Origin of the sequence: Halorubrum xinjiangense (assembly GCF_900102375.1) — an archaeon.
Taxonomy (GTDB): domain Archaea; phylum Halobacteriota; class Halobacteria; order Halobacteriales; family Haloferacaceae; genus Halorubrum; species Halorubrum xinjiangense.
Genome location: NZ_FNBO01000006.1, coordinates 76006 through 95948, shown reverse-complemented (window position 1 = coordinate 95948; position 19943 = coordinate 76006). Strand labels below are relative to the sequence as shown.

At 68.7% G+C, this 19943-nt stretch carries 19 protein-coding genes; 12 read left to right on the top strand and 7 right to left on the bottom strand.

The window, feature by feature from the left end:
- Nucleotides 1-11 precede the first annotated feature (11 nt).
- On the bottom strand, nucleotides 12-554 hold the full coding sequence (locus F3H13_RS08735) for a carboxymuconolactone decarboxylase family protein (RefSeq protein WP_149798650.1): 543 nt from the start codon (nucleotides 552-554) through the stop codon (nucleotides 12-14).
- 150 nt (nucleotides 555-704) lie between these two features.
- Here F3H13_RS08735 and F3H13_RS08730 point away from each other — a divergent pair, with 150 nt between their 5' ends.
- The 3 genes from F3H13_RS08730 (at nucleotide 705) to F3H13_RS08720 (ending at nucleotide 3334) form a co-directional block, all read left to right on the top strand.
- The gene (locus F3H13_RS08730; RefSeq protein WP_149798649.1) at nucleotides 705-1634 is read left to right on the top strand and encodes a 1,4-dihydroxy-2-naphthoate polyprenyltransferase; all 930 of its coding nucleotides are present in this window, start codon (nucleotides 705-707) and stop codon (nucleotides 1632-1634) included.
- The gene (locus F3H13_RS08725) at nucleotides 1631-2806 is read left to right on the top strand and encodes a mandelate racemase/muconate lactonizing enzyme family protein (RefSeq protein ID WP_149798648.1); all 1176 of its coding nucleotides are present in this window, start codon (nucleotides 1631-1633) and stop codon (nucleotides 2804-2806) included. The genes F3H13_RS08730 and F3H13_RS08725 overlap by 4 nt, the downstream gene beginning before the upstream one ends.
- A 75-nt stretch (nucleotides 2807-2881) precedes the next feature.
- Nucleotides 2882-3334, top strand: coding sequence for a DUF5799 family protein (locus tag F3H13_RS08720; protein WP_149798647.1), 453 nt, complete (start codon nucleotides 2882-2884; stop codon nucleotides 3332-3334).
- Nucleotides 3335-3380: 46 nt separating this feature from the next.
- Here the strand turns inward: F3H13_RS08720 and F3H13_RS16215 are convergent, their stop codons facing one another.
- Together F3H13_RS16215 and F3H13_RS08715 are read right to left on the bottom strand one after the other, a co-directional pair.
- Nucleotides 3381-3530, bottom strand: coding sequence for a DUF7557 family protein (locus F3H13_RS16215; RefSeq protein WP_017342927.1), 150 nt, complete (start codon nucleotides 3528-3530; stop codon nucleotides 3381-3383).
- 99 nt (nucleotides 3531-3629) lie between these two features.
- Nucleotides 3630-5759 carry a hypothetical protein gene (locus F3H13_RS08715; protein WP_394349064.1) on the bottom strand — a complete coding sequence of 710 codons (2130 nt, stop codon included), beginning with the start codon at nucleotides 5757-5759 and terminating at the stop codon, nucleotides 3630-3632.
- 141 nt (nucleotides 5760-5900) lie between these two features.
- Here F3H13_RS08715 and F3H13_RS08710 point away from each other — a divergent pair, with 141 nt between their 5' ends.
- Nucleotides 5901-6962 (top strand): phosphotransferase family protein, encoded by a 1062-nt coding sequence (locus F3H13_RS08710; protein WP_149798646.1) that lies wholly within the window; start codon nucleotides 5901-5903, stop codon nucleotides 6960-6962.
- 63 nt (nucleotides 6963-7025) lie between these two features.
- Here the strand turns inward: F3H13_RS08710 and F3H13_RS08705 are convergent, their stop codons facing one another.
- Complete coding sequence (locus F3H13_RS08705; protein ID WP_149798645.1) at nucleotides 7026-7823, bottom strand: aldo/keto reductase; 798 nt, start codon at nucleotides 7821-7823, stop codon at nucleotides 7026-7028.
- A 228-nt stretch (nucleotides 7824-8051) separates the two neighbouring features.
- On the opposite strand from F3H13_RS08705, the gene F3H13_RS08700 reads away from it, so the two are divergent.
- A complete protein-coding gene (locus F3H13_RS08700; RefSeq protein ID WP_149798644.1) occupies nucleotides 8052-8969 on the top strand; it encodes a transcriptional regulator TbsP domain-containing protein in 918 nt (305 codons plus the stop codon).
- Nucleotides 8970-9008: 39 nt separating this feature from the next.
- Here the strand turns inward: F3H13_RS08700 and F3H13_RS08695 are convergent, their stop codons facing one another.
- Nucleotides 9009-10529 carry an aldehyde dehydrogenase family protein gene (locus F3H13_RS08695; RefSeq protein WP_149798643.1) on the bottom strand — a complete coding sequence of 507 codons (1521 nt, stop codon included), beginning with the start codon at nucleotides 10527-10529 and terminating at the stop codon, nucleotides 9009-9011.
- Nucleotides 10530-10618: 89 nt separating this feature from the next.
- Between F3H13_RS08695 and F3H13_RS08690 the strand changes: the two genes are divergently transcribed.
- On the top strand, nucleotides 10619-11356 hold the full coding sequence (locus F3H13_RS08690) for a helix-turn-helix domain-containing protein (protein ID WP_149798642.1): 738 nt from the start codon (nucleotides 10619-10621) through the stop codon (nucleotides 11354-11356).
- Nucleotides 11357-12036: 680 nt separating this feature from the next.
- On the opposite strand, the gene F3H13_RS08680 is transcribed toward F3H13_RS08690, so the two are convergent.
- On the bottom strand, nucleotides 12037-12903 hold the full coding sequence (locus F3H13_RS08680; protein ID WP_149798641.1) for a proline dehydrogenase family protein: 867 nt from the start codon (nucleotides 12901-12903) through the stop codon (nucleotides 12037-12039).
- A 174-nt stretch (nucleotides 12904-13077) separates the two neighbouring features.
- Here F3H13_RS08680 and F3H13_RS08675 point away from each other — a divergent pair, with 174 nt between their 5' ends.
- The 6 genes from F3H13_RS08675 to F3H13_RS08650 all read left to right on the top strand — a co-directional run bounded on the left by F3H13_RS08675 (nucleotide 13078) and on the right by F3H13_RS08650 (nucleotide 19070).
- Entirely contained in the window at nucleotides 13078-14376 is a 1299-nt protein-coding gene (locus F3H13_RS08675; RefSeq protein ID WP_149798640.1) for an ABC transporter substrate-binding protein, read from the top strand.
- Nucleotides 14377-14385: 9 nt separating this feature from the next.
- A complete protein-coding gene (locus tag F3H13_RS08670; protein ID WP_149798639.1) occupies nucleotides 14386-15345 on the top strand; it encodes a branched-chain amino acid ABC transporter permease in 960 nt (319 codons plus the stop codon).
- Nucleotides 15342-16523, top strand: coding sequence for a branched-chain amino acid ABC transporter permease (locus F3H13_RS08665; protein ID WP_149798638.1), 1182 nt, complete (start codon nucleotides 15342-15344; stop codon nucleotides 16521-16523). Before F3H13_RS08670 ends, F3H13_RS08665 begins: the two co-directional genes overlap by 4 nt.
- Nucleotides 16516-17304 (top strand): ABC transporter ATP-binding protein, encoded by a 789-nt coding sequence (locus F3H13_RS08660; protein ID WP_149798637.1) that lies wholly within the window; start codon nucleotides 16516-16518, stop codon nucleotides 17302-17304. Before F3H13_RS08665 ends, F3H13_RS08660 begins: the two co-directional genes overlap by 8 nt.
- Nucleotides 17301-18065, top strand: coding sequence for an ABC transporter ATP-binding protein (locus F3H13_RS08655; RefSeq protein WP_188128037.1), 765 nt, complete (start codon nucleotides 17301-17303; stop codon nucleotides 18063-18065). The genes F3H13_RS08660 and F3H13_RS08655 overlap by 4 nt, the downstream gene beginning before the upstream one ends.
- A gap of 69 nt (nucleotides 18066-18134) precedes the next feature.
- On the top strand, nucleotides 18135-19070 hold the full coding sequence (locus F3H13_RS08650; protein ID WP_149798636.1) for a DMT family transporter: 936 nt from the start codon (nucleotides 18135-18137) through the stop codon (nucleotides 19068-19070).
- A gap of 65 nt (nucleotides 19071-19135) precedes the next feature.
- Here F3H13_RS08650 and F3H13_RS08645 read toward each other — a convergent pair whose 3' ends face one another.
- Nucleotides 19136-19933: an RIO1 family regulatory kinase/ATPase domain-containing protein gene (locus F3H13_RS08645; RefSeq protein ID WP_149798635.1), complete on the bottom strand. Its 798-nt coding sequence runs from the start codon at nucleotides 19931-19933 to the stop codon at nucleotides 19136-19138.
- Nucleotides 19934-19943: the final 10 nt, after the last annotated feature.

The following is a 19943-nucleotide window of genomic DNA, read 5'->3' as shown; positions in this document are numbered from 1 at the left end:
TCGACGCCCCGCTACCGCGGGTCCCAGCCGTGGAACTCCGTCCCGGACTCCAGTTCGAGGTCGAACGCGTCGATCATCCCGCCGAGCGCGTCGTACCCCTCGGCCGCGGCGGCGATGCCGACAATCGTCTCGTCGTCGTACAGCGCCGCGATCTCGTCGTGAGCGACCGCGTCGACCTCGCCGCGGACGACCGCGAGCGCGTACTCGACGAGGACCGTCTCCTCGTCGCCGAAAGGCGCGAGGTCCCCGCTCCCGAGCGCCGCGATCTCGTCGTCGTCGATCCCGACGCCCCGGGCGATGTTGACGTGCTGGTGCCACTCGTAGCGGTTCCCGATCTCGCTCGTGACCGCCAGGATGACGAGCTCGCGCTCCCGGTCGGTGAGGCCGCTGTCGGTCCACAGCGACCCAAGGAACGACCGGAGCCCCGCCAACACCTCGGGGTTGTTGCCGATCGACTGGTACACGTGAAGCGGCTTCCCCTGGAGCGACGACTCCAGGAGGTCCTCGTACTCGTCCGGCACGTCCGTCGCCTCGGCGTAGGGAACGCGGGCCATGGCGGGTAGTCACGTTCGCGGGGGATAGGTGTACGCGACTCGGTATCGTTCGCCGCGATCGGTCTCCCGACCGATCGACCGGGAACCGCGAGTCGTCGGCGACGATCCGCGATGGCAACCTTAAGGGACGCCACGCACCAACTGGCGGCAATGAGTACCGAGGTGACCCGCCGGCGGGCGTGGGTGATCGCCGCCCGGCCCCAGACGCTCCCGGCCGCGGCCGCGCCGGTGGTCGTCGGCGTCGGGCTGGCGCTCGCAGACGGCGTGTTCGCGCCGCTGCCCGCGCTCGCGGCGCTCGTCGGCGCGGCGCTGATCCAGGTCGGCACGAACTTCGCGAACGACTACTACGACGCGATCCAGGGCGCCGACACCGACGACCGCGAGGGGTTCACCCGCGTCGTCGCCAGCGGCCTCATCGAACCCGCGGAGGTGAAGCGGGCGATGTGGCTCACGTTCGCGGCCGCGATCGGCGTCGGCACCTACCTCGTCGCCGTCGGCGGCGTTCCGATCCTCGTGATCGGGCTCGCCTCGGTCGCGGCCGGGATCGCCTACACCGGCGGGCCGTACCCGCTCGGCTACCACGGGCTCGGCGACCTCTTCGTGTTCGTCTTCTTCGGCGTGATCGCCGTGACCGGGACGTACTACGTCCAGGCCGCCGCGCTGCTCTCCGGATGGTTCCCGCTCGGGATCCCCGACGGGACCGTCGCGCTCGCGGCGGTCGTCGCGAGCCTCCCGATCGCCGCGCTCTCGACGAACATCCTCGTCGTCAACAACCTCCGGGACCGCGAGGAGGACGCCTCGACGGGCAAGCGCACGCTCGCCGTCCGGTTCGGCTACCGGTTCGCCCGCGCCGAGTACCTCGCGATGCTCGCCGTCGCGTATCTAGCCCCGCTCTGGTTCGTCGCGCGCGGCGACGGCCTCGGGGCGCTCCTCCCGCTCGTCACCCTCCCGCTGGCGGCGGCCGTCGCGCGGACGGTGCTGACGGAGACGTCCGGCGAGGCGCTCAACCCCGCGCTCGAATCGACCGGCAAACTGCTCGCGGCGTACGCCGTCGCGTTCGCCGTCGGGCTGGCGGTGTGACCGACGACGACCCCCGCGGCGGAGGCCCGCGCCGCGCAGTGCGACATCGCTCGTTCGCGCTCGACCTGACCCGACCGCTCGGAACGGCCGCCGGGGAGATACGTCGCCGAGAGGGGTTCCTGATCGCGGTCGAGCGCCGGGGCGACGGCGCGGAATGGGCGATCGGCGCGGGCGGGGCGGGCGGCGCGGACGGAGCGGGCGGCTCGGTCGGCCTCGGCGAGGCGACCCCGCTGCCGGGATGGACGGAGTCGCGCGAGGCGTGCGCGGCGGCGCTCGACGGACTCGACGGTCGAGCGGAATCCCAACCGCCGCTAGCGGCGCTCGACGCGGAGTCGACGCCGGCGGCGCGACACGGCCTCTCCCTCGCGCTCGCCGACGCCGCGGCGCGCGACGCCGGTGAGCGACTCTCGGACCGGCTCGCGGACGAGGCCGGCATCGACGCGACGCCCGCCGACGCCGTTCCGGTCAACGCGACCGTCGGGGACGGTTCCCCCGAGGCGACCGCCGCCGAGGCGAGGCGGGCGGTCGAGGCGGGGTTCGACTGCCTCAAGCTGAAGGTCGGCGCCCGCGACGTCGACGCCGACGTCGAGCGCGTCCGTGGGGTCCGCGAGGCGGTCGGCGACGCGGTCGCACTCCGAGCCGACGCGAACGGCGCGTGGGACCGGGAGACAGCGCGCCGCGCGCTCGACGCGCTGGCCGCGTTCGACCTCGCGTACGTCGAGCAGCCGCTCCCGGCCGACGACCTCGATGGGCTGGCGTCGCTTCGCGAGGACGGCGGTCGGGCAGATCCCACCGCGTCGGTCCCGATCGCGGCCGACGAGTCGGTCGCCGCTCACGGGATCGACGCGGTGCTGGACGCGGGCGCCGACGCGGTCGTTCTTAAACCAATGGCGCTCGGCGGGCCCGATCGAGCGCTCGCGGCCGCGCTGCGGGCGCGGTCGGCGGGCGTCGACCCCGTTGTCACCACCACGATCGACGCGGTCATCGCGCGGACGGCCGCGGTCCACGTCGCGGCCGCGGTCCCCGACGTCTCCCCGTGCGGGCTCGCGACCGGGTCGCTGCTCGACGAGGACCTGGCGCCCGACCCTTGTCCGATCGACGACGGGCGGATCGCCGTTCCGGCGGGGCCGGGGCTCGCGGGCGACGCCTTCGACGACCTGCGACGCCGGTGAGTTCGGGACCCCGCTCGAATTCGCGGCTCGCCGCAGGGGGACGGACTTTTTACCGCGTCCGGCGAACGGAGGCGTATGAGCGAGTGGACCGACGCCATCGTCGGCGAGCGCATGACCGTCGACAACCAGTTCAACGAGCGCGTCGCGGCGTCGCGCTTCTCCAGCCAGGAGTGGGGACTGATCATGACGGCCACGGAACTGGAGATCGAAAACGCCGATGACCCCGAGGCGGCGCGCGTCGTCGCGGACACGTCGAGCCTCCCCGCGATCATGCCCGAACTGGAGAACCTCCGGTCGCAGATGGCGGGGATGGGCGGCGCCCCCGGCGGCGACGCCGGGGGATCGGGCGGTGGCGGCCTCGTCGACTCGATCAAGGGCGCGCTCGGGCTCGGCGGGGGCTCGGACGGCCCCTCGGACGAGGAACTCGAGGCCGCCGAGCGGCTGACTCAGGAGTACGCCGACGAGCTACAGGCGCACTTAGAGGAGGTCGGCAAGTGGGAGCAGGTCCGCGTCGCGTACCAAGAGTAGAGTCGGCTCGCGGCGACAGCGGCACCGAGCGTTCGCCCGACCGACGTCACTCCACGTCGCTGCCGCGGAACAGCGTCAGCTCCTCCGCCTCGTAGATGCTGATGAGTTCGCTGACGATCTCGTCGTACTCCTCGTCGTCGACCCGAAGCGCGTCCAGCCGCTCGACCGTCTCCTCGTCGAGGTGTATCTGGGGCATACGCGGCGGTTCGTCGTCCGGGAATAAAATATGTCGGCAGAGTGGAAATCGATAGACAGTGGACACGATAGATCGAAGGGCTCCGCGAACTAGAACCGATCAGTCATGGCGTTCGGACTCGGCATCCTGATTGACTACCTCTGTGGAATCGGACTTTGGGGGTTCGTCGTCGGAAAGGGCTAGTCGGGCCGCCGACTCGATATGCTCTGCGGTGAGATCGTCGTTTTGGAGAACGATGTCGCCGAACAGGCGAAGCACGGGCCCTTTCTTATTGTGTAACTCAAAAATCTCGGATGTGTCTGTATATCCGATGTCACGCTTAGTTCCGGCCAAAAACGGCGTTGAATCGAGGAATTCGGTGACCACTCGATAGTCCGTCCCAAGTAGTGCCTCTGTCGAGAGAAACGACCAGAACCGAACTCGGAACGAGTCCGGTGCGGTAGGATGAAACGAGTACACCTGCGTCGGAAGTCCTCTATCGAGCGCAACGACGCTGCCCGGGTCACCAACGAATCGTGCCGATAGATCGCTTGAGTCGGACGTTAGTCGCGCTGCGACGACGACCGGACATCCCGCGGAGAGTAGTCCGACAAACGTCCGAATGTGGTGCGGTTCGAGGGGATTTTCGAACACCGCCCCGCTCAGGCTACCCCGGTCGATCGCGTCGACGGCAGCGCTGACATCTTTGGTCCCTTCGAACACGGACATAGCTGGGGCGTGTAGATCTGAACCGGCGTTTCCGGCCGTGATATCGACGGAGTCTCCAGCGGCCTCAACGACGCTATTCCGCATCGGGAATTCGGAAAAAACGAGATCGAGTTCGGGGTCGGATAGGGTATTAGCGACCGCATCACTATTCGGGTCGGCATACACGGTCCACGACCCGATTCCGTCGGGGACTTCTGGATCGATCAGCGTTTCTCTAATATTCCGTGCGCGCTCTTTCCCGTCACAGAGGAAGGCGACAGTCACGTCTCCGCGCTCGGAGATCCCGCGCCGCAGTCGGTTTTCGTAGGCCGCTGGTGTCAAAACGGACGCTCCGGCGGGTATCAGCTCCGTTTCAGGGTCCGGATCCGGATCCGAACCGGCGTCTACTCCGCCTGAGATCGCTAAGCCGACAGGCGCGTCCGACCGTGCCGAGTCGGAAGTACCGCGGATGCGAATTGGAGCGAGGACTCGCGCGAGATGTGGGAGCAGTTCCGCGGCCGCGGGCGTGGGACGCAAGGTGGCTTTTGTCGGCCACGCAGGGGCGTGTGGTACGACGGTCTCGGGATCGACCTCTAGATACTCTATCAGCCGCTCGCTCATCGGCAGGTCCGCGAGGTTTGGTGGGTAAAACGGGAGATCAGGTCCGACCGCCTCGTACTCGTAGCGATTCGACGGCGTGTACCCCTCGATCCGCGCGAGCGTGTCGAGGAAAAACCAGCTCCGGAGAAGCTGTTCAACGCGGCATTCGAGCGCTCGTCCCTCGGTCGGGAGCCGTTCTTCGTAGCCATTATCGAACCGGATCGCCGGAGCGTCGCCGATCTGAACCCGAGCGCCGAGATAGTACGAGAGCGTCGAGAGACGGTACACATCGGCGTACGTCGGTCGGACGATCACTTCGACACCGGTGTCCGGCGTGACGAGCGGAGTCGGAATCTCGAGAGTGTCGCCGCGCTCGATCCGGGGCGGGTACCCGCGGAGAGTCGGCCACGATCGTTCCGGCGAGAACTCCCTGATCGACGAGCCGAGTACCGACACCGCCTCCGCGAGGGCGGCCGGATCGTCGGGGACCGTGATCGTCGCCTCGGGACGCGTGTGAAACGAGCGAGCGCCGACCGTCACCGTACGCGGGCGGTCAAACACGAACTCGAAAGGCCCGGAGCTTCGAACCTCATTCACAGCGATTTCGACGTCCGTCACCCGAATATACACCTTCGTTACCCCGTTGACCTCGATACAGTAGTCGGCACGGGGGAACTCCGTCGCCTCACCGGGGCGCTCAATGAATTCTCCGTCGCTGTCGCGGACGTTTACAGTCGAGTACTCCGCGACCGACATCGACGCCGCCTCGAAACTGACAGCCCGATCGACTGGGAATGGGAAAAGCTCCAGCAACGCCGGCGAGAGATCCGGCTCGCGGTCGACGTGGAGTTGCATCCGTTCACCCTCGATCGCGTCGTGAACGGTGAGCGTCCTCCCGTCGACCTCGAACCCGATACGTCCGCCGGCTGACCCGTCTTTCACAGGATCTTTCTGATTCTCCAACACGTATGAGGATGTCGGTGATTGCTGCGATATGGTACTGAGACGCGTGTGCCTTGGTTTCTCGTGACTCGGCCGCGACGTCGACGAAATATTATCACCCCTCGGACCGGAGGGACTCGCATGGACGGCGCCCAATCGGAGCTGATCGAGCGGGCGCTCGCCGCCGCGTTTCCGGATCGGACCGTGGACCGGGTGACGGGGGTCGGTCCCTCCTGGAACGGCGCCAACGAGACGGTCGGGGTCGTCTTCGCCGACGGGGAGCGGGCGTTCCTCAAAGTCGCCCTCGCCGATGAGAGCGGCCGGCTCGCCCGGGAGTGCGCCGTGCTCCGGTACGTGGGCGCGTACGGCCCGCTCCCGGTCCCCGAGGTGTTGGCGGCCGAGCCCGACGGCGACCCGGCGTACCTCGCGACGGCGCCGGCGCCGGGCCGAGAGCTGTTGGACGTCTACGAGGCCGCGAGCGACCGGGAGCGCGAGCGACTGATCCGCCGGGTCGGCGCCGCGCTCGCCGCGCTCCACACCGACCGGTTCGCGGGCCACGGCGAGATCGTCGGCACTGGCATCGAGATCGGGACCGCAGCGGGGGAAACAGCGACCGCCGCAAAAGGAACAGCGACCACCGCGGAAGGAACGGCAATCGCCGAGAACGACGCACTGCCCGGCCTCTCGATCGAGTTCGCGTCGTGGACGGACGTACTGCTCGCGACGGTCGAGCGGACCCGAGAGATCGGGACCTCGGAGCGGCTCGCGGACCACTACGACGCGGTCGTCGACTGCGTTCGCGCGAACCGAGCGCTGCTCGACGAGGCGCCGGCCGCGCTGCTCCACGGCGACGTCGCGAAGCCCAACCTCTTCGTCGACGGCGACGCCGTGGCGGCGATCGACTGGGAGCTGTCGCACGTCGGCGACCCCGCCCGAGACCTCGTCCGCGCTGAGGACCAGCTGCTCAACGGCTTCGACTCGACCGGGCCGGAGCGGTTCGCCGCGGCCCTGCGAGCGGGCTACCGCGAGCGCGCCGGCGGCCTCCCGGCGGGGTTCGAGCGCCGGTGCCCGGTGTACGAGGTCGTCAGGACGCTCGGACGCTCGGGGTTCATCGACCAGTGGGCGACGTACCTCGACGAGCCGCTCGACGCCCTAGTCGAGCGCGCGGACGCCGAGCTGCGGGCGCGGCTCGACGCGGTCTGAGGGTAAGGCCAGTTCGACGAGGTCGACGCGGTCCGATACCGCGGGCTCGGCGAGGCCGACGCGTTACCGGTTCCACGCCGCGTCGTCGGGATCGATCTGCCGGTCTCCGGGGTCGAGCGCGTCGACTTCCTCTAGGTGGGCGTCGGGCAGGTCGACGTCGACCGCGGCCAAGTTCTCTCGTACGTGGTCGGCGCGCGCCTTCGGGATCGGCACGATCCCGCGGTCGACCGCCCACGCGAGCGCGACCACCGCTGGCGAGCAGTCGTTGCGCTCGGCTATCTCGGCGATCGCCGGGTCGTCGAGGATCTCGCCGCGGCCGAGCGGGGAGTAGCCCACGAGGCGGTGGTCGAACTCCTCGGCGAGGGAGCGGAGCTCGGGCTGCTGAAACCGCGGGTGACACTCGACCTGGTGGGCCGCGATCGGCGCGTCGAGGATCTCGCAGGCCTCGCGCAGCAGGTCGGGGGTGAAGTTCGAGACGCCGACGTGGTCCGTCACGCCGGCGTCGCGGAGGTCGTCGAACGCGGGCAGCGTCGCCTCGGCGTCGTAGGCCCGGATCGGCCAGTGGACGTAGAGGAGGTCGACGCGGTCGAGCCCGAGCCGGTCGAGGCTCTCGCGGGCCGTCTCGCGCACGTCTTCGGGCGCGAGGTTCTCGGGGTGGACCTTCGTGGCGACGACCACGTCGTCGCGGTCGACGTCGCTCTCGGCGATCCCCGCGCCGACCGCGGCCTCGTTGTCGTACATCTGCGCGGTGTCGACGTGGCGGTAGCCGGCGTCTAGCGCCGCGGCGACGGTGTCGGTACAGGTCTCGGGGTCGTCGAGCCCGGAGGTTCCGAGCCCGATCGACAGGTCCAGCGGTGGCACGCGAGACGGTTCCGCCCGCGGGATGAAAAAGGCGTGCGAGCCGGCACGCCGCGATCCGAGAGTTCGGCGATCCGGCGGTCCGGCGAGTCCGGCGATCCGGCGAGTCCGGCGATCCGGCGAGTCCGGCGATCCGGCGAGTCCGGCGATCCGGCGGTCCGGCGGTGTCCCGCGCCTCGCGCGCCTCCCGGTGCCAGCAGCCTTAATCCGTCGCGTCCGTAGGATCGCTCGATGGTGACCGGCCCTGCGCTGCCCTCGACCTCTGAGCCGCTCCCGCTCGGGGTACTCTCGGACCCGATCCTCGTCGATCCCGGGCCGCGACTGCTTCGCGCGGTCGTCGAGGCGTACTGCGAGATCGCTCCCTCGCTCGTCGCCCCGAGCGTCGCGGAGTTGGCGGGAGAAGCGGGCGAAGAGAGCGGTCCCGATAGCCTCGATCTCCCGCCGCTGAAGCTGTTCGCGGGCGAGGCCGCGGTCGCGGCGTCGACCGCGGGGTTCCGCTCGGCGAGTCGGCTCGCGGCGCTGCTCGACGCCGACACGGTCGACCTCCGCGTCCTCGACGTGCCGCAGCCGAACCCGGTGCTCGCTGGCGCCGAGACCGGGTTCGCGCTGATCGGGAGCGAGACCGACGAGGGGGGCGTGGAGGCGGCTGAGGAGGCGGCCAAGGGAAGGTGGCACCGCGTCGGCGACGACGCCTCGCTCCGCGAGCGGTACGTCGCCGAGTTCGCGGCGGCCGAATCCCACCGGCTCCGGACACCCAGCCGGCGGCGCGTGTACGAAGGGTTCGCGGCGCGGTGCGACGAGTCGATCGCCGCCGCCGTGCTTCGCGCGCTCGACGCCGAGGTCGACGGGGATTCACCGACGGCCGCCGGTCCCGACCCGGAGGGGGCCCGGGTCCGCGCCTACGCGGTCGGCGCCCGAGAGGGCGTCCTCGACCGCACCCTCCGGCGGGCCTGCGAGGACGCGGGGCTCGGGAGCCCCTCGACGTTCACGCGGATAAAGCGGCTCCTGCGGGAGGCCGACCTGATTGAGACGGTATCCGAGCCGCAGCCAGTCGGGCGGCCACGGGAGCGGCTCGCGGCCCGCGGCGCGCTTGAAGCGGCGGAAACGCCGGCAGAGCTGGTCGAAGCGGTTCGAGACGTGACCGAGTGAGAGATCGGACGCCCGGGTCGGGGCGTCAGGCCGGACCGGTCAGTCGTCTTTCGTCTTGATGTCCGCCGAGAGCCCCTGCGCCATCTGGATCTCCTTCGAGTTGTTCAGGGTCCACGCGGTGCGGTCGGTGACGGCCTCGATCGCCTCGCGGGCCGAGGGGTAGCCGTTGCCGGACTTCTTTACGCCGCCGAAGGGGAGCTGGACCTCGGCGCCGATACACGGGAGGTTCCCGTACGCCAGCCCCAGCTCGGCGCGGTCGCGATAGTAGTTTATCTGCCGGTAGTCCTCGGAGATGATCGCGCCGGCGAGGCCGTAGTCGGTGTCGTTCTGGATCTCCACGGCGCGCTCGATGTCGCCGTCGTACTCGAGCAGGGCGACGTGGGGGCCGAACACCTCCTCTTGGGTACAGCGCAGGTCGGCGTCGGGGTCCGCCTCGTAGACGAACGGACCGACCCAGTAGCCGTCCTCGTGGCCGTCCGGGATCTCCTCGTCGTCGAGTTCGGTCCGGTCGACGAGCACGTTCACGCCCTCCTCGCGGGCCTCCTCGTTGTTCCGGGTGACCTTCTCCCGGTGTTCCTCCTCGATGAGCGGCCCCATGAAGGTGTCCTCGTCGAGGGGGTCGCCGACCGCGACCGACTCCGCGACCTCGACGAACCGCTCCTTGAACTCGTCGTACACGTCGGTGTGGACGATCAGGCGCTCGGAGGAGACGCAGCGCTGGCCGGTGGTCTTGAAGGAGGACATCACCGCGGAGTGGACCGCAGTGTCGAGGTCCGCCTCCTCGGTGACGACAATCGCGTTCTTGCCGCCCATCTCGCAGGCGGCGCGCTTGCCGGCGACGCCGCCGAGCTTATCCTGAATCAGGTGACCGACCTCGGCCGAGCCCGTGAAGATGACCGTCTCGACGTCGTCGTTCTCGACGATCGCGTTGCCCGCGTCGCCGAACCCCTGGACCATGTTGAACACGCCGTCGGGGATACCCGCGTCGTCGAACATCTCCGCGATGATCTGCGCGCACCACGGCGTCTGCTCCGCCGGCTTGAACACCACGGTGTTCCCCTCGACCAGCGCGATGGCCATGTGCCAGTAGGGGATCGCGACCGGGAAGTTCCACGGCGTGATGCAGCCGGTGACGCCGCGCGGCTTCCGGCGCATGTACGCGTCCTTCGAGGGGATCTCCGAGGGGACGATGTCGCCCGACGGGTGGCGGGCGTCGCCCGCGGCCCACTCGACCATGTGTGCGGCCTCGACCACGTCGGCTTTCCCCTCGCTGATCTCCTTCCCGCACTCCTTGGTGACGATCTCGCCGAGCTCGTCGGTGCGGTCGCGGAGCTCGTGGTACACGTCCCAGAGGTACTCGGCGCGCTGTACCCGGGAGAGCTCGCGCCACTCCTCGAACGCCGCGTCCGCGGCGTCGACCGCGCGGTCGACGTCGTCGGGCGTCCCGTGTCGGAACTCTCCTAACGACTCCCCAGTCGCGGGGTTCTCGCTCTCGAACGTCTCGGAGCCGTCGCCGTCGACCCATTCGCCGTCGATGTAGTGCTGGTAGGGCTGCGCCATGATTGAAGCTTCCAGTCGGCACGTCCAAATAACCCACCCTACCATGGTCGGCAGGGTCTTTGTCATGCGGTACCAGGATAAGCTGAACAATGGCGACAACCGACGCGGACGGGGCGGGAGAGTGGGCCGGAACCAGGCTCACGCTCGATCTGTGGCATCCGAACTGCTGGGCGATCGAGGCGACGGGCAGGACCGACGGCGGCGTGTTAGCACACGCGATATACAACTCACCGAGGGCCGAGAGCGACGCGCCGAACACGGTGAACGGTCTGTTCACGGCGTTTGGAGACACGAACGCCGAAGTCGAGGCGCTGCTCGACGCAATCCGCGAGTCCGACCGCGCGGGGAACCTCTTGGAGCTACAAGAGCGGTTCGGGCGCGCGCGGGACGCCCCGGGCAACGTCGTCCGCGAGTTCTTCTTAGAGTACGACCCGGCCGACATGGTGTGCCCGACGCTGCTGGAGCACGGGTTCGTCCACAGCGCGCCGGTCAGGATCGAGGCCGGGCGAGAGGAGTGGCAGGTGTGTTTCGTCGGCGAGCGGACGGATATCCGGGAGTCGCTCGACGCGGTCCAGGAGGCGGCCGGCGCGGAGGTATCCGTTGAGTCGATGTCGTCGTCGGGCCACGGGGGGCGGACCCCCCGCGAACAGCGGCTCGACACGCTGACGACGACCCAGCGGAAGGTGTTCGAACACGCCCGCGAGACGGGCTACTACGAGTGGCCCCGGGAGGCGTCGACGCGCGAGCTCGCCGACGACTTGGACGTCTCGAAGACGACGCTGCTCGAACACCTCCGGAAGGCGGAGGCGAAGCTGCTGGACCCGTGATCGGCGGTTTCGACGGCGGAGGGAGGGTTACAGAGCGTTGGTTGCGATACGACATTTAAATACCCGCAACTGGTGGCGACGAGTGTTTATAAATGAAGGCGGTGGCGCGTGCCTCCGAGCGCCCGAAAGGGCGTGAGGAGCACGCGCGAGGGACGCCGCGAGCGACCGGAGGGAGCGAGCGGCGAGGCTGGGGAGGCGTGAGGCGCTGTGCGGTCGCGGTCGGGCGGGACTCTCAAAGGGGCAGTCGCGAGGAGGGCGCAGGCGACGTAAGAACCGCAAGGAGCGAGCGAAGCGAGCGACTGAGGATCGCAGCGAGCGTGCGCCCTCCTCGCGACTGGGGCTTTGGAACTGTTCTCTGCTGATCTGCTAGTGGCTATTTATAAGTGAGCGACTGGGGCTTTGGAACTGTTCTCTGCTGATCTGCTAGTGGCTATTTATAAGTGAGCGACTGGGGCTTTGGAACTGTTCTCTGCTGATCTGCTAGTGGCTATTTATAAGTGAGCGACTGGGGCTTTGGAGGTGATCGCCGCCGATTGCCAGTCTGCCATTTATAAGCGGGCGGCTGGGGCTCTGGAGGTGTCCGTCGTCGGTCCGTCAATCACTCATAAACAGCTGACCGCAACACCACGCTCTGAGTGATAAATCGTAACGCCCGATCGTCGGTTCCTGACCCAGTTCGTTCAGTTCCCGACGATCGCCCGCAGCGCGAACAGCGCGTTCGACTTGCGCTCTCTGATCCGCCGGTAGAAGTACGAGAACCACTTGGAGCCGTATGGGATGTACTGGTACACCATCACGTCCTCGTCGGCCGCGAGCTCGAACTGCGCCGACTCGCGGACGCCGGTCAGCATCTGGACCTCGTAGGGCGTGCCGTGCTCGGCGTACAGCTCCCTCGCGTAGTCGATCATGGCGGGGTCGTGGCTCCCGACCGCGACGCCGTCGTCGAACGCCTCGAACATGTACGCGAGGCAGTCGCGGTACGACTCGTCGACGCGGGCCTTCTCCTTGTACGATATCTCCGGCGGCTCGTCGTACGCGCCCTTGACGAGCCGGACCTTGCCGGGGAGGTCGGCGAGCCGTTCGAGGTCGTCTCGGGTCCGCTTTAAGTTCGCCTGCACGCAGACGCCGACGTTGCCGTCGGTCTCGACCGCGTGGCGCTCGAACGCGTCAAGCGTCACGTCCGTGGTCTCGTGGTCCTCCATGTCAATCCAGACGAAGGTGCCCGTCCCGTCCGGGCCGGTCGCCGCGGGGGCGTTGGCCGCCTCGACGATGCGCGCGAGGTTCTCCTCGAAGACGTCGTCGCCGATGTCGAGGCCGATCTGGCTCGATTTTACGGAGACGCAGGCGTCGACGCCCTGCTCCGCGATCGCCTCGACGAGGTCGACGTACGCGTCGGCGTCGGCGTCGGCGGGCGGTCGCTCCTCGTAGTGTTCCCCGAGGAGGTTCAGGATGCCGGCCACACCGCGGCCGTTGAGCGCCTCGACGTGCGCGAGCGCCGCCTCCGGAGTCTCTCCGGCGACGAAGTTGCTCGCGATGGGCGGGATCATACGAGTAGTTCGAGGCGGGATCGGTATATATCCGCACCCGACCAATTATTTCACGGATTTTTGTCGGACAAATAGTCCCCGGTTCGCACGGACTCCTCGAACCGCGACCGCCGAACCGACCATGGACGGGCCGGGGTTAAGATACCCTGATGTGTTCGGAACTATCGTAATAATATGTCACGAGATACCACGGATGCGGCGGACCGACGGACGCTGCTGAAACTGACCGGCGGTGCGGGGCTCGTCGCCCTGTCAGGCTGTCTCAGCACGACCGACGACGGCGGCGACGGGGGAGACGGCGGCGACGGCACCGACGGCAGCGACGGGGGAGACGGCGACGACGGCGGCGACTCTACCGACCCCTACGAGATCGGGATGGTCGACTCACAGACCGGCTCGCTGTCGTCGTTCGGCGAGCGGAACCAGCGCGGCGTCAACCTCGCCTTACGGCACGTGAACGACGTCGGTATCGGCGGGCGAGAACTCGACATCCTCGTCGAGGACTCCGAGAGCGAGAACCAGGGCGGCATCGCCGCCGCACAGAAGCTCGTCAATCAGGACGGCGTCCCGTTCCTCATCGGCGCGGTCGGCTCCGGCGTCTCGCTGGCCATCTACGAGAGCGTCGTCGAGGGCACTGACGTCGTCCAGCTCAGTCAGAACTCCACGGGGCTCGAGCTCACGAACTTCCCGGGCCTGCTCCGGATGTCGCCGTCGGGGCTCAGCCAGGCGAACGCGCTCGCGGACCTCATCGCCGAGGACGGCTACGACGAGGTTGCGCTCACCTACGTGAACAACGACTACGGACAGAGCCTCGCCGACGCGTTCGTCGACGCGTGGGAGGGCGAGCTCGCGTACGAGAACTCACACGACCAAGACCAGCAGTCGTACTCCGGCGTCATCTCGGAGATGAACAGCTCCGACGCGGAGGCGTGGCTGTTCATCACCTACCAGGCGGAGTTCGCCACCATGGTCAACGAGGTGTTCTCCTCGGGGTACGAGGCGCAGTTCTACGGCGCCGACTCCGTCTCCGGCGACGACGTGCTGGAGAACACTCCCGAGGGGAGCATGGACGGCATGAAGATCGTCGTGCCGTCCGCGCCGGTCGAAGAGGAGAACTTCCAGTCGTTCGCGTCCGCCTTCGAGGACGAGTACGACCGGCAGCCGACGTCCTGGGCGGCGTACGCCTACGACTGCGTCGTCAACGCCGCGCTCGCGATCCAGGCGGCCGACGAGTTTACCGGAGAGGCGCTTCAAGAGACCGTGCGACGCGTCTCCGGTCCCGACGGCGAAGAGGTGACCTCATTCGAGGCCGCAAGCGAGATCCTCGCGGACGGCGGCGGCCCGGACGACGTCAACTACCAGGGCGTCAGCGGCCCCATCGACTTCGACGAGAACGGGGACCCGATCGGGTTCCTCCAGGTACAAGAGGTCCAAGATCACGACTACGAAGGCATCGACTTCATCGAAGGCTGATCCCGACAGATGACCGTCCTCGGATACATGGCGAACGGGCTCGTCTTCAGTAGCATCATCGTCCTCGGCAGCATCGGGCTGTCGCTCGTGTACAGCATCGCCGACTTCGCGAACTTCGCGCACGGCGACACGATGACGATCGGCGCGTACACCGCGCTCGTGACCTTCGGCGCCGTCGGCGGGCTCGGCGGGGCGGTGTTGGGGCTCCCGTTCGGCTTCTTCGTCGCGCTCGTCGTCGGCATCGGCGTCGCGGCGGTCGTCGCCGTCGCGACCGAGAAGCTGATCTACGAACCGCTCGACATCGATTCCATCGGGCTGTTGATCACGTCAATCGGGATCGCGTTCATCTACCGCGCGCTGATCCAGATCGGGTTCGGCTCCGACTTCACGCGGTTCGACGTCCAGCAGCTCCGCCCGATCGAGTCGCTCGTCCCATACGGCGTCCGGGTGACGCTTCACGACGTCGCGATCGTCGCCTCCGCGGTGGTGCTCGTCGTCGGGCTCCACGTCCTGCTCCAGTACACCGACCTCGGTCGGAAGATGCGAGCCATGGCGGACAACCCCGACCTCGCGCGGGTCAGCGGTATCCGAACGAAGCGAGTCAAGCTGTGGACGTGGGTCATCGGCGCCGGGCTCGCCGGCGCGGGCGGCGTGTTCCTCGGCCTGTTCAACCAGCTCTCGCCGCGGATGGGGTTTAACCTCCTGTTAGTGATCTTCGCCGCGGTGATCCTCGGCGGGATCGGCTCCGTCTACGGCGCGATGGCGGGCGGCTTCCTTATCGGCATGATAACCCAGTTAACGCCGTTCTTCTCCAACGTCGTCGAGGCGTTACCGATCGGGCCGGGGTGGCTCGCGACCCTGCTCGAGAATCTGATCACCATCGAGTACGCGAACGCGATCGCGTTCGTGATCATGGTCGTGGTGCTGTTGGTTCGCCCCAACGGGATCGCCGGTGAGGGGGCGACATGAGCCTCCTCGACGACCCGAGGGCTACGTTCGCCGACCTGACTCGACCGGAAGGGTGGGTTCTCGGCGTCAGCGTCGCGTTCGCGCTGTTCCTCCTCGTCGCGATGCTCACGGGCGCGCTCGGGCCGACGTACTTCCTGTTCCTCGTCGGGCTGGCGGGGATGTACGCGCTGCTGTCGTTCGGGCTGAACGCCCAGTGGGGGTTCACCGGACTGATCAACTTCAGCGTCGCCGCGTTCTTCGGGATCGGCGCGTACGGGTCCGCGCTGATGACCGCGAGCAGCTCGCCGATCGCGGGGGGGTTCAACCCGCTCGTCGGGCTCGTCGTCGCGCTCGTCGTCGCGCTCGTGCTGGCGCTGCTCATCGGGATTCCGACGCTCCGGCTCCGGACCGACTACCTCGCGATCGCGTCGCTCGGGCTCGCGGAGGTCGTCCGGCTGGTCGTCCTCAACGAGCGCTGGCTCACGAACGGCAGCGCCGGGGTGCGCGGCATCCCGGGCTTCTTCCAGGGGTGGCCCGTGCTCTCGACGTTCCCGGAGGCGATGCCCGGGCTCCGGCTGGTGGTGATCCCCGGGTCGCCGATCATCCTCGGGACGTCGTTCTGGCAGTCGCTGCTGAACGTCCTGCTCGTGCTCGCGTTCGCCGGCGTGACGTTCTTCGTCCTCCGGCGCGCGCACCAGTCGCCGTGGGGACGCGTGCTGCGCACGATCCGGTCCGACGAGGACCTCGCGCGGGCGCTCGGGAAGAACACCTACTCGTTCAAGATGCAGTCGTTCATCCTCGGGAGCCTGATCATGGCGCTGGCGGGCGTCTTCTACACCCACCTGAACCTCTACGTCGGGCCGGGCGATCTGGACCCGATCACGACGTTCTACGCGTGGGTCGCGGTGATACTGGGCGGCAGCGGATCCAACCGCGGGGCGCTGTTCGGCGGCATCGTGATCGTCACGATCCGCGAGGGGACGCGCTTCCTGAACGACGTGGCGCTCCCGATAGACCCCGCGCCGATGCGGCTGCTGTTGATCGGGGTCGTGATCGTCGCCGTGATGCGCTACCGGCCGCAGGGGGTCCTCCCGCCGCAGCGGGAGCTGATCTGGCCGAGTGCGGTCGACGGTCGGGCGACGCCCGAGACGCCCGACAGCGGCGTCCGCGAGCGCAAGGGAGGTGGCGGCGATGAGTGAGGGCGCGCTGCCCAAGCAGGACCCGGTCCTGCGCGTCGACGACCTCCAGAAGTCGTTCGGCGGGCTCGCGGCGACCGACCACGCGACGTTCGGCGTCGAGCGCGGCACGATCACCGGGCTCATCGGCCCGAACGGCGCCGGCAAGTCCACGCTTTTCAACCTCATCTCCGGCTTCTACGAGCCGGACGGGGGGACAGTCGAGGTGAACGGGACCGACGTCACTGGCATGGAGCCGTACCAGGTCGCTGACCACGGGCTCATCCGGACGTTCCAGACGCCGCGCAAGCTTGAGGGGATGACCGTCCGCGAGGCGATGTTAGTCGGCCCGCGGAAACAGCCCGGCGAGTCGTTCCTCACGCTGTTCGCCTCGCCCGGGTCGGTCTCGGAGAGCGAGTCGGCGAACCTCGCCGAGGCGGAGCGGATACTGGAGGAGTTCGAGATCGACCACCTCGCGACCCAGCCCGCGACCGACATCTCCGGCGGGCAGATGAAGCTCGTCGAGCTCGCTCGCGCGATGCTCGCGGAGCCTGAGGTGCTGCTGCTCGACGAGCCGGTCGCGGGCGTGAACCCGACGCTGGCGAAGAAGCTGAAAGACCAGATCCGGCGGCTCAACGAGCAGGGGACGACGTTCCTGCTCATCGAACACGACATGGAGTTCGTGATGGACCTGGCCGACCCGATCGTCGTCTTGGACCAGGGGCACGTCCTCACTGAGGGGACCCCGGAGGGAGTCCGCAACGACGACCGCGTCATCGACGCGTACCTCGGAGGCGGAACATGAGCGACGGCATGACAGACGACACGACCGGGGCCGCGGACGGGCCTCACGGCGGAACGGATCCCGTGCTCTCGCTGTCTGGCGTCGACAGCGGGTACGGCGAGGTACAGGTGCTCGACGACTGCTCGGTCCGGCTGGACCCGGGCGAGATCGTCTGTCTCGTCGGCCCGAACGGGGCCGGGAAGTCGACGGTCCTCAAGACCGCCTTCGGGATGTTGACTCCGTGGACGGGAACCGTCGCGTACCACGGCCGCGACATCGGCGGGATGGCCCCGGAAGAGATCGTCCGCGAGGGGATCGGCTACGTCCCGCAGACCGACAACGTGTTCGGCTCGCTGACGATCGACGAGAACCTCCGGATGGGCGGCGTCGCCCGCGACGGCGGCCTCGAGGAGGTGATCGAGACGCTGTACGACCGGTTCCCGATCATCGAGCGGAAGCGGAGCGCGAAGGCGAAGACGCTCTCCGGCGGCCAGCGCCAGGTGCTGGCGTTCGCCCGCGCGCTCGTGATGGAGCCCGACGTGCTCCTCATCGACGAGCCGTCCGCCGGGCTCGCGCCGAACACCGCCGACGACGTGTTCGAGGACGTCAAAGCGGTCAACGACATGGACACGGCGATCCTCATGGTCGAGCAGAACGTGACGAAGGGGCTCGGCATCTCCGACCGCGGCTACGTCCTCGATCAGGGGACCGTCAGGTTCGAGGGGACGCCCGAGGAGCTGCTGAACGACGAAGAGGTCTCGCAGCTGTACCTCGGCGGCTGAGGCGGCCGCCCTCGGTTTCGACCCCCTTCGTCGGCGCACGCCGACCGCAGCGCAGTCCCGCTCCACCCCATGACAGCCGCGCTCGAACGCTACGCCTTCGCGCTCGCCCCGCTCGCAGCCGCGGCGCTGTGGGGCGGGATGTACGTCGTCAGTAAGTGGGGGTTCGCGCTGATCCCGCCGGTAACCCTCGGGTTCCTCCGCGTCGCGCTCGGCGCCACGGTCCTCTGGCTCGTCGTCGTCGGCCGCGGCGGGGCGCCGCCGACGCGCGCCGAGTGGCCGACGTTCGCGGCGCTCGGGGGCTGGGTGACGCTGACGGTCGCCACGCAGTTCGTCGGCACCGAGTTGACGAGCGCCAGCCAGGGATCACTGTTGACGGTGTTGACGCCCGTGTTCACCGTCGCGCTCGGCGCGCTCGTCCTCGACGAGCGCGTCACGGCAGCGAAAGCCGGCGGGATGACGGTCGCTGGCGTCGGCACCGCGGTCGTCCTCGCCGGGCAGTACGAACTCGCGTCGATCGCCGCCGGCAACCTCCTCGGCGTGGCGCTGCTGCTCGTCGGGAGCGCGGCGTGGGCCGGCTACACCGTCTGGGGACTCCGCGCAGTCAGGCGCCACGGGGCGCTCCGCGCGGCCACGTACTCCTCATTGGCGAGCGTTCCGCTGTTGGGGACACTCGCCGTCGGCGAACTGTGGTATCTCGGCGTATCGCCCGCCGCGCTCCCGCTCACCGTCGAGTCGGTGGGCGCCGTGTTGTACCTCGGACTCGCGTCGACGGCAGCGGCCTGGTTCCTCTGGTACAAGGGGTTAGCGTACGTCTCGGCCGGGACCGTCGCCGTGTTCTTCTTCGCCCAGCCCGTCGTCGGGGCGGCGCTCGGTGCGGCGCTGCTCGGGGAGGCGCTCGGCTCGGGCTTCCTCGTCGGCGGCGCACTGATGGCCGTCGGCATTTGGATCGTCAGCCGCGAGCGTGCGGACTCCGTCGCCGAATCGGCGGGTCCGACCGCGGAGTGAGCGGGTCGACCACGGAGTGAGTGGGCCGACCGCGGAGTGAGCGGGCCGACCGCGACGTCGAGCAGCTACGTGGTCCGCTTTTCCAGCTCGCCTATCAGCTCCGCGGCGGCGAAGTCGTGGTCCGGCCGGATCGCGACGAAGTCGAGGAATCTACGCGCCGCGAGGAGCTCGTCGGCCGAGTAGCTCGTCAGCGCGGCCTCGATCGCGTCGGCCGCGCCGATCAGCGGCTCTAACGCCGCGAGCGCGCTCGCGAGGTCGTAGGCGCGCGCCGCCTCGCGGCCGTCGTCGCTCACGCGGGTCGCGTCGATGACGTAGAGCTCGCCGTCCGCGACGAGGACGTTCTCGGCGCGGAGGTCGCCGTGCGCAAGCCCGGCGTCGTGGACCGTTCGCAGCGTCGCGAACAGATCGGGCGCGAGCCCGGCGACCGCCTCGGCGTCGAGCTCGCCGAGGGTGCGGAACTCGGGGAGGTACTCCAACACGAGGACGCCGAGGTCGCCGACCTCGAACGCCTCGACCGGTTCGGGCGCGTTGACGCCGAGTTCCCGGACCCGCCGGGTCGCCTCAAGCTCATGGCGCGCCATCTCGTAGGGCGTCTCGTGACGCTCGAAGAACCCCTCCGTGCCGGCCGAGAACGCGCCGAGGTTTCGCCCCGTCGTGAACAGCGCGTGGACGATCGTGTTCTGGCGGGTGATCACCTTCACGAAGAGGTCGTCGTCGACGACCATCGGGGTCGACAGCCAGTTGTCCGCGTCGAGGAACCGCACGCGGACCTCGTCGCGGTCGTACCGGGCCGCCAGCTCGCGCGCGACCCGCTCGACGTCGGGCCAGTCGACGCGACCGCGGACGAGCTCCCGGAACTCCATAGCGGCGGAA

What these genes read in the sequence shown, in the direction of transcription:
- F3H13_RS08670 (WP_149798639.1), top strand. Translation starts at nt 14,386, where the DNA reads ATGACCGTCCTCGGATACATGGCGAACGGGCTCGTCTTCAGTAGCATC.
- F3H13_RS16215 (WP_017342927.1), bottom strand. Translation starts at nt 3,530, where the DNA reads ATGCCCCAGATACACCTCGACGAGGAGACGGTCGAGCGGCTGGACGCG.
- F3H13_RS08680 (WP_149798641.1), bottom strand. Translation starts at nt 12,903, where the DNA reads ATGATCCCGCCCATCGCGAGCAACTTCGTCGCCGGAGAGACTCCGGAG.
- F3H13_RS08700 (WP_149798644.1), top strand. Translation starts at nt 8,052, where the DNA reads ATGGTGACCGGCCCTGCGCTGCCCTCGACCTCTGAGCCGCTCCCGCTC.
- F3H13_RS08730 (WP_149798649.1), top strand. Translation starts at nt 705, where the DNA reads ATGAGTACCGAGGTGACCCGCCGGCGGGCGTGGGTGATCGCCGCCCGG.
- F3H13_RS08660 (WP_149798637.1), top strand. Translation starts at nt 16,516, where the DNA reads ATGAGTGAGGGCGCGCTGCCCAAGCAGGACCCGGTCCTGCGCGTCGAC.
- F3H13_RS08695 (WP_149798643.1), bottom strand. Translation starts at nt 10,529, where the DNA reads ATGGCGCAGCCCTACCAGCACTACATCGACGGCGAATGGGTCGACGGC.
- F3H13_RS08665 (WP_149798638.1), top strand. Translation starts at nt 15,342, where the DNA reads ATGAGCCTCCTCGACGACCCGAGGGCTACGTTCGCCGACCTGACTCGA.
- F3H13_RS08645 (WP_149798635.1), bottom strand. Translation starts at nt 19,933, where the DNA reads ATGGAGTTCCGGGAGCTCGTCCGCGGTCGCGTCGACTGGCCCGACGTC.
- F3H13_RS08650 (WP_149798636.1), top strand. Translation starts at nt 18,135, where the DNA reads ATGACAGCCGCGCTCGAACGCTACGCCTTCGCGCTCGCCCCGCTCGCA.
- F3H13_RS08720 (WP_149798647.1), top strand. Translation starts at nt 2,882, where the DNA reads ATGAGCGAGTGGACCGACGCCATCGTCGGCGAGCGCATGACCGTCGAC.
- F3H13_RS08655 (WP_188128037.1), top strand. Translation starts at nt 17,301, where the DNA reads ATGAGCGACGGCATGACAGACGACACGACCGGGGCCGCGGACGGGCCT.
- F3H13_RS08710 (WP_149798646.1), top strand. Translation starts at nt 5,901, where the DNA reads ATGGACGGCGCCCAATCGGAGCTGATCGAGCGGGCGCTCGCCGCCGCG.
- F3H13_RS08675 (WP_149798640.1), top strand. Translation starts at nt 13,078, where the DNA reads ATGTCACGAGATACCACGGATGCGGCGGACCGACGGACGCTGCTGAAA.
- F3H13_RS08690 (WP_149798642.1), top strand. Translation starts at nt 10,619, where the DNA reads ATGGCGACAACCGACGCGGACGGGGCGGGAGAGTGGGCCGGAACCAGG.
- F3H13_RS08735 (WP_149798650.1), bottom strand. Translation starts at nt 554, where the DNA reads ATGGCCCGCGTTCCCTACGCCGAGGCGACGGACGTGCCGGACGAGTAC.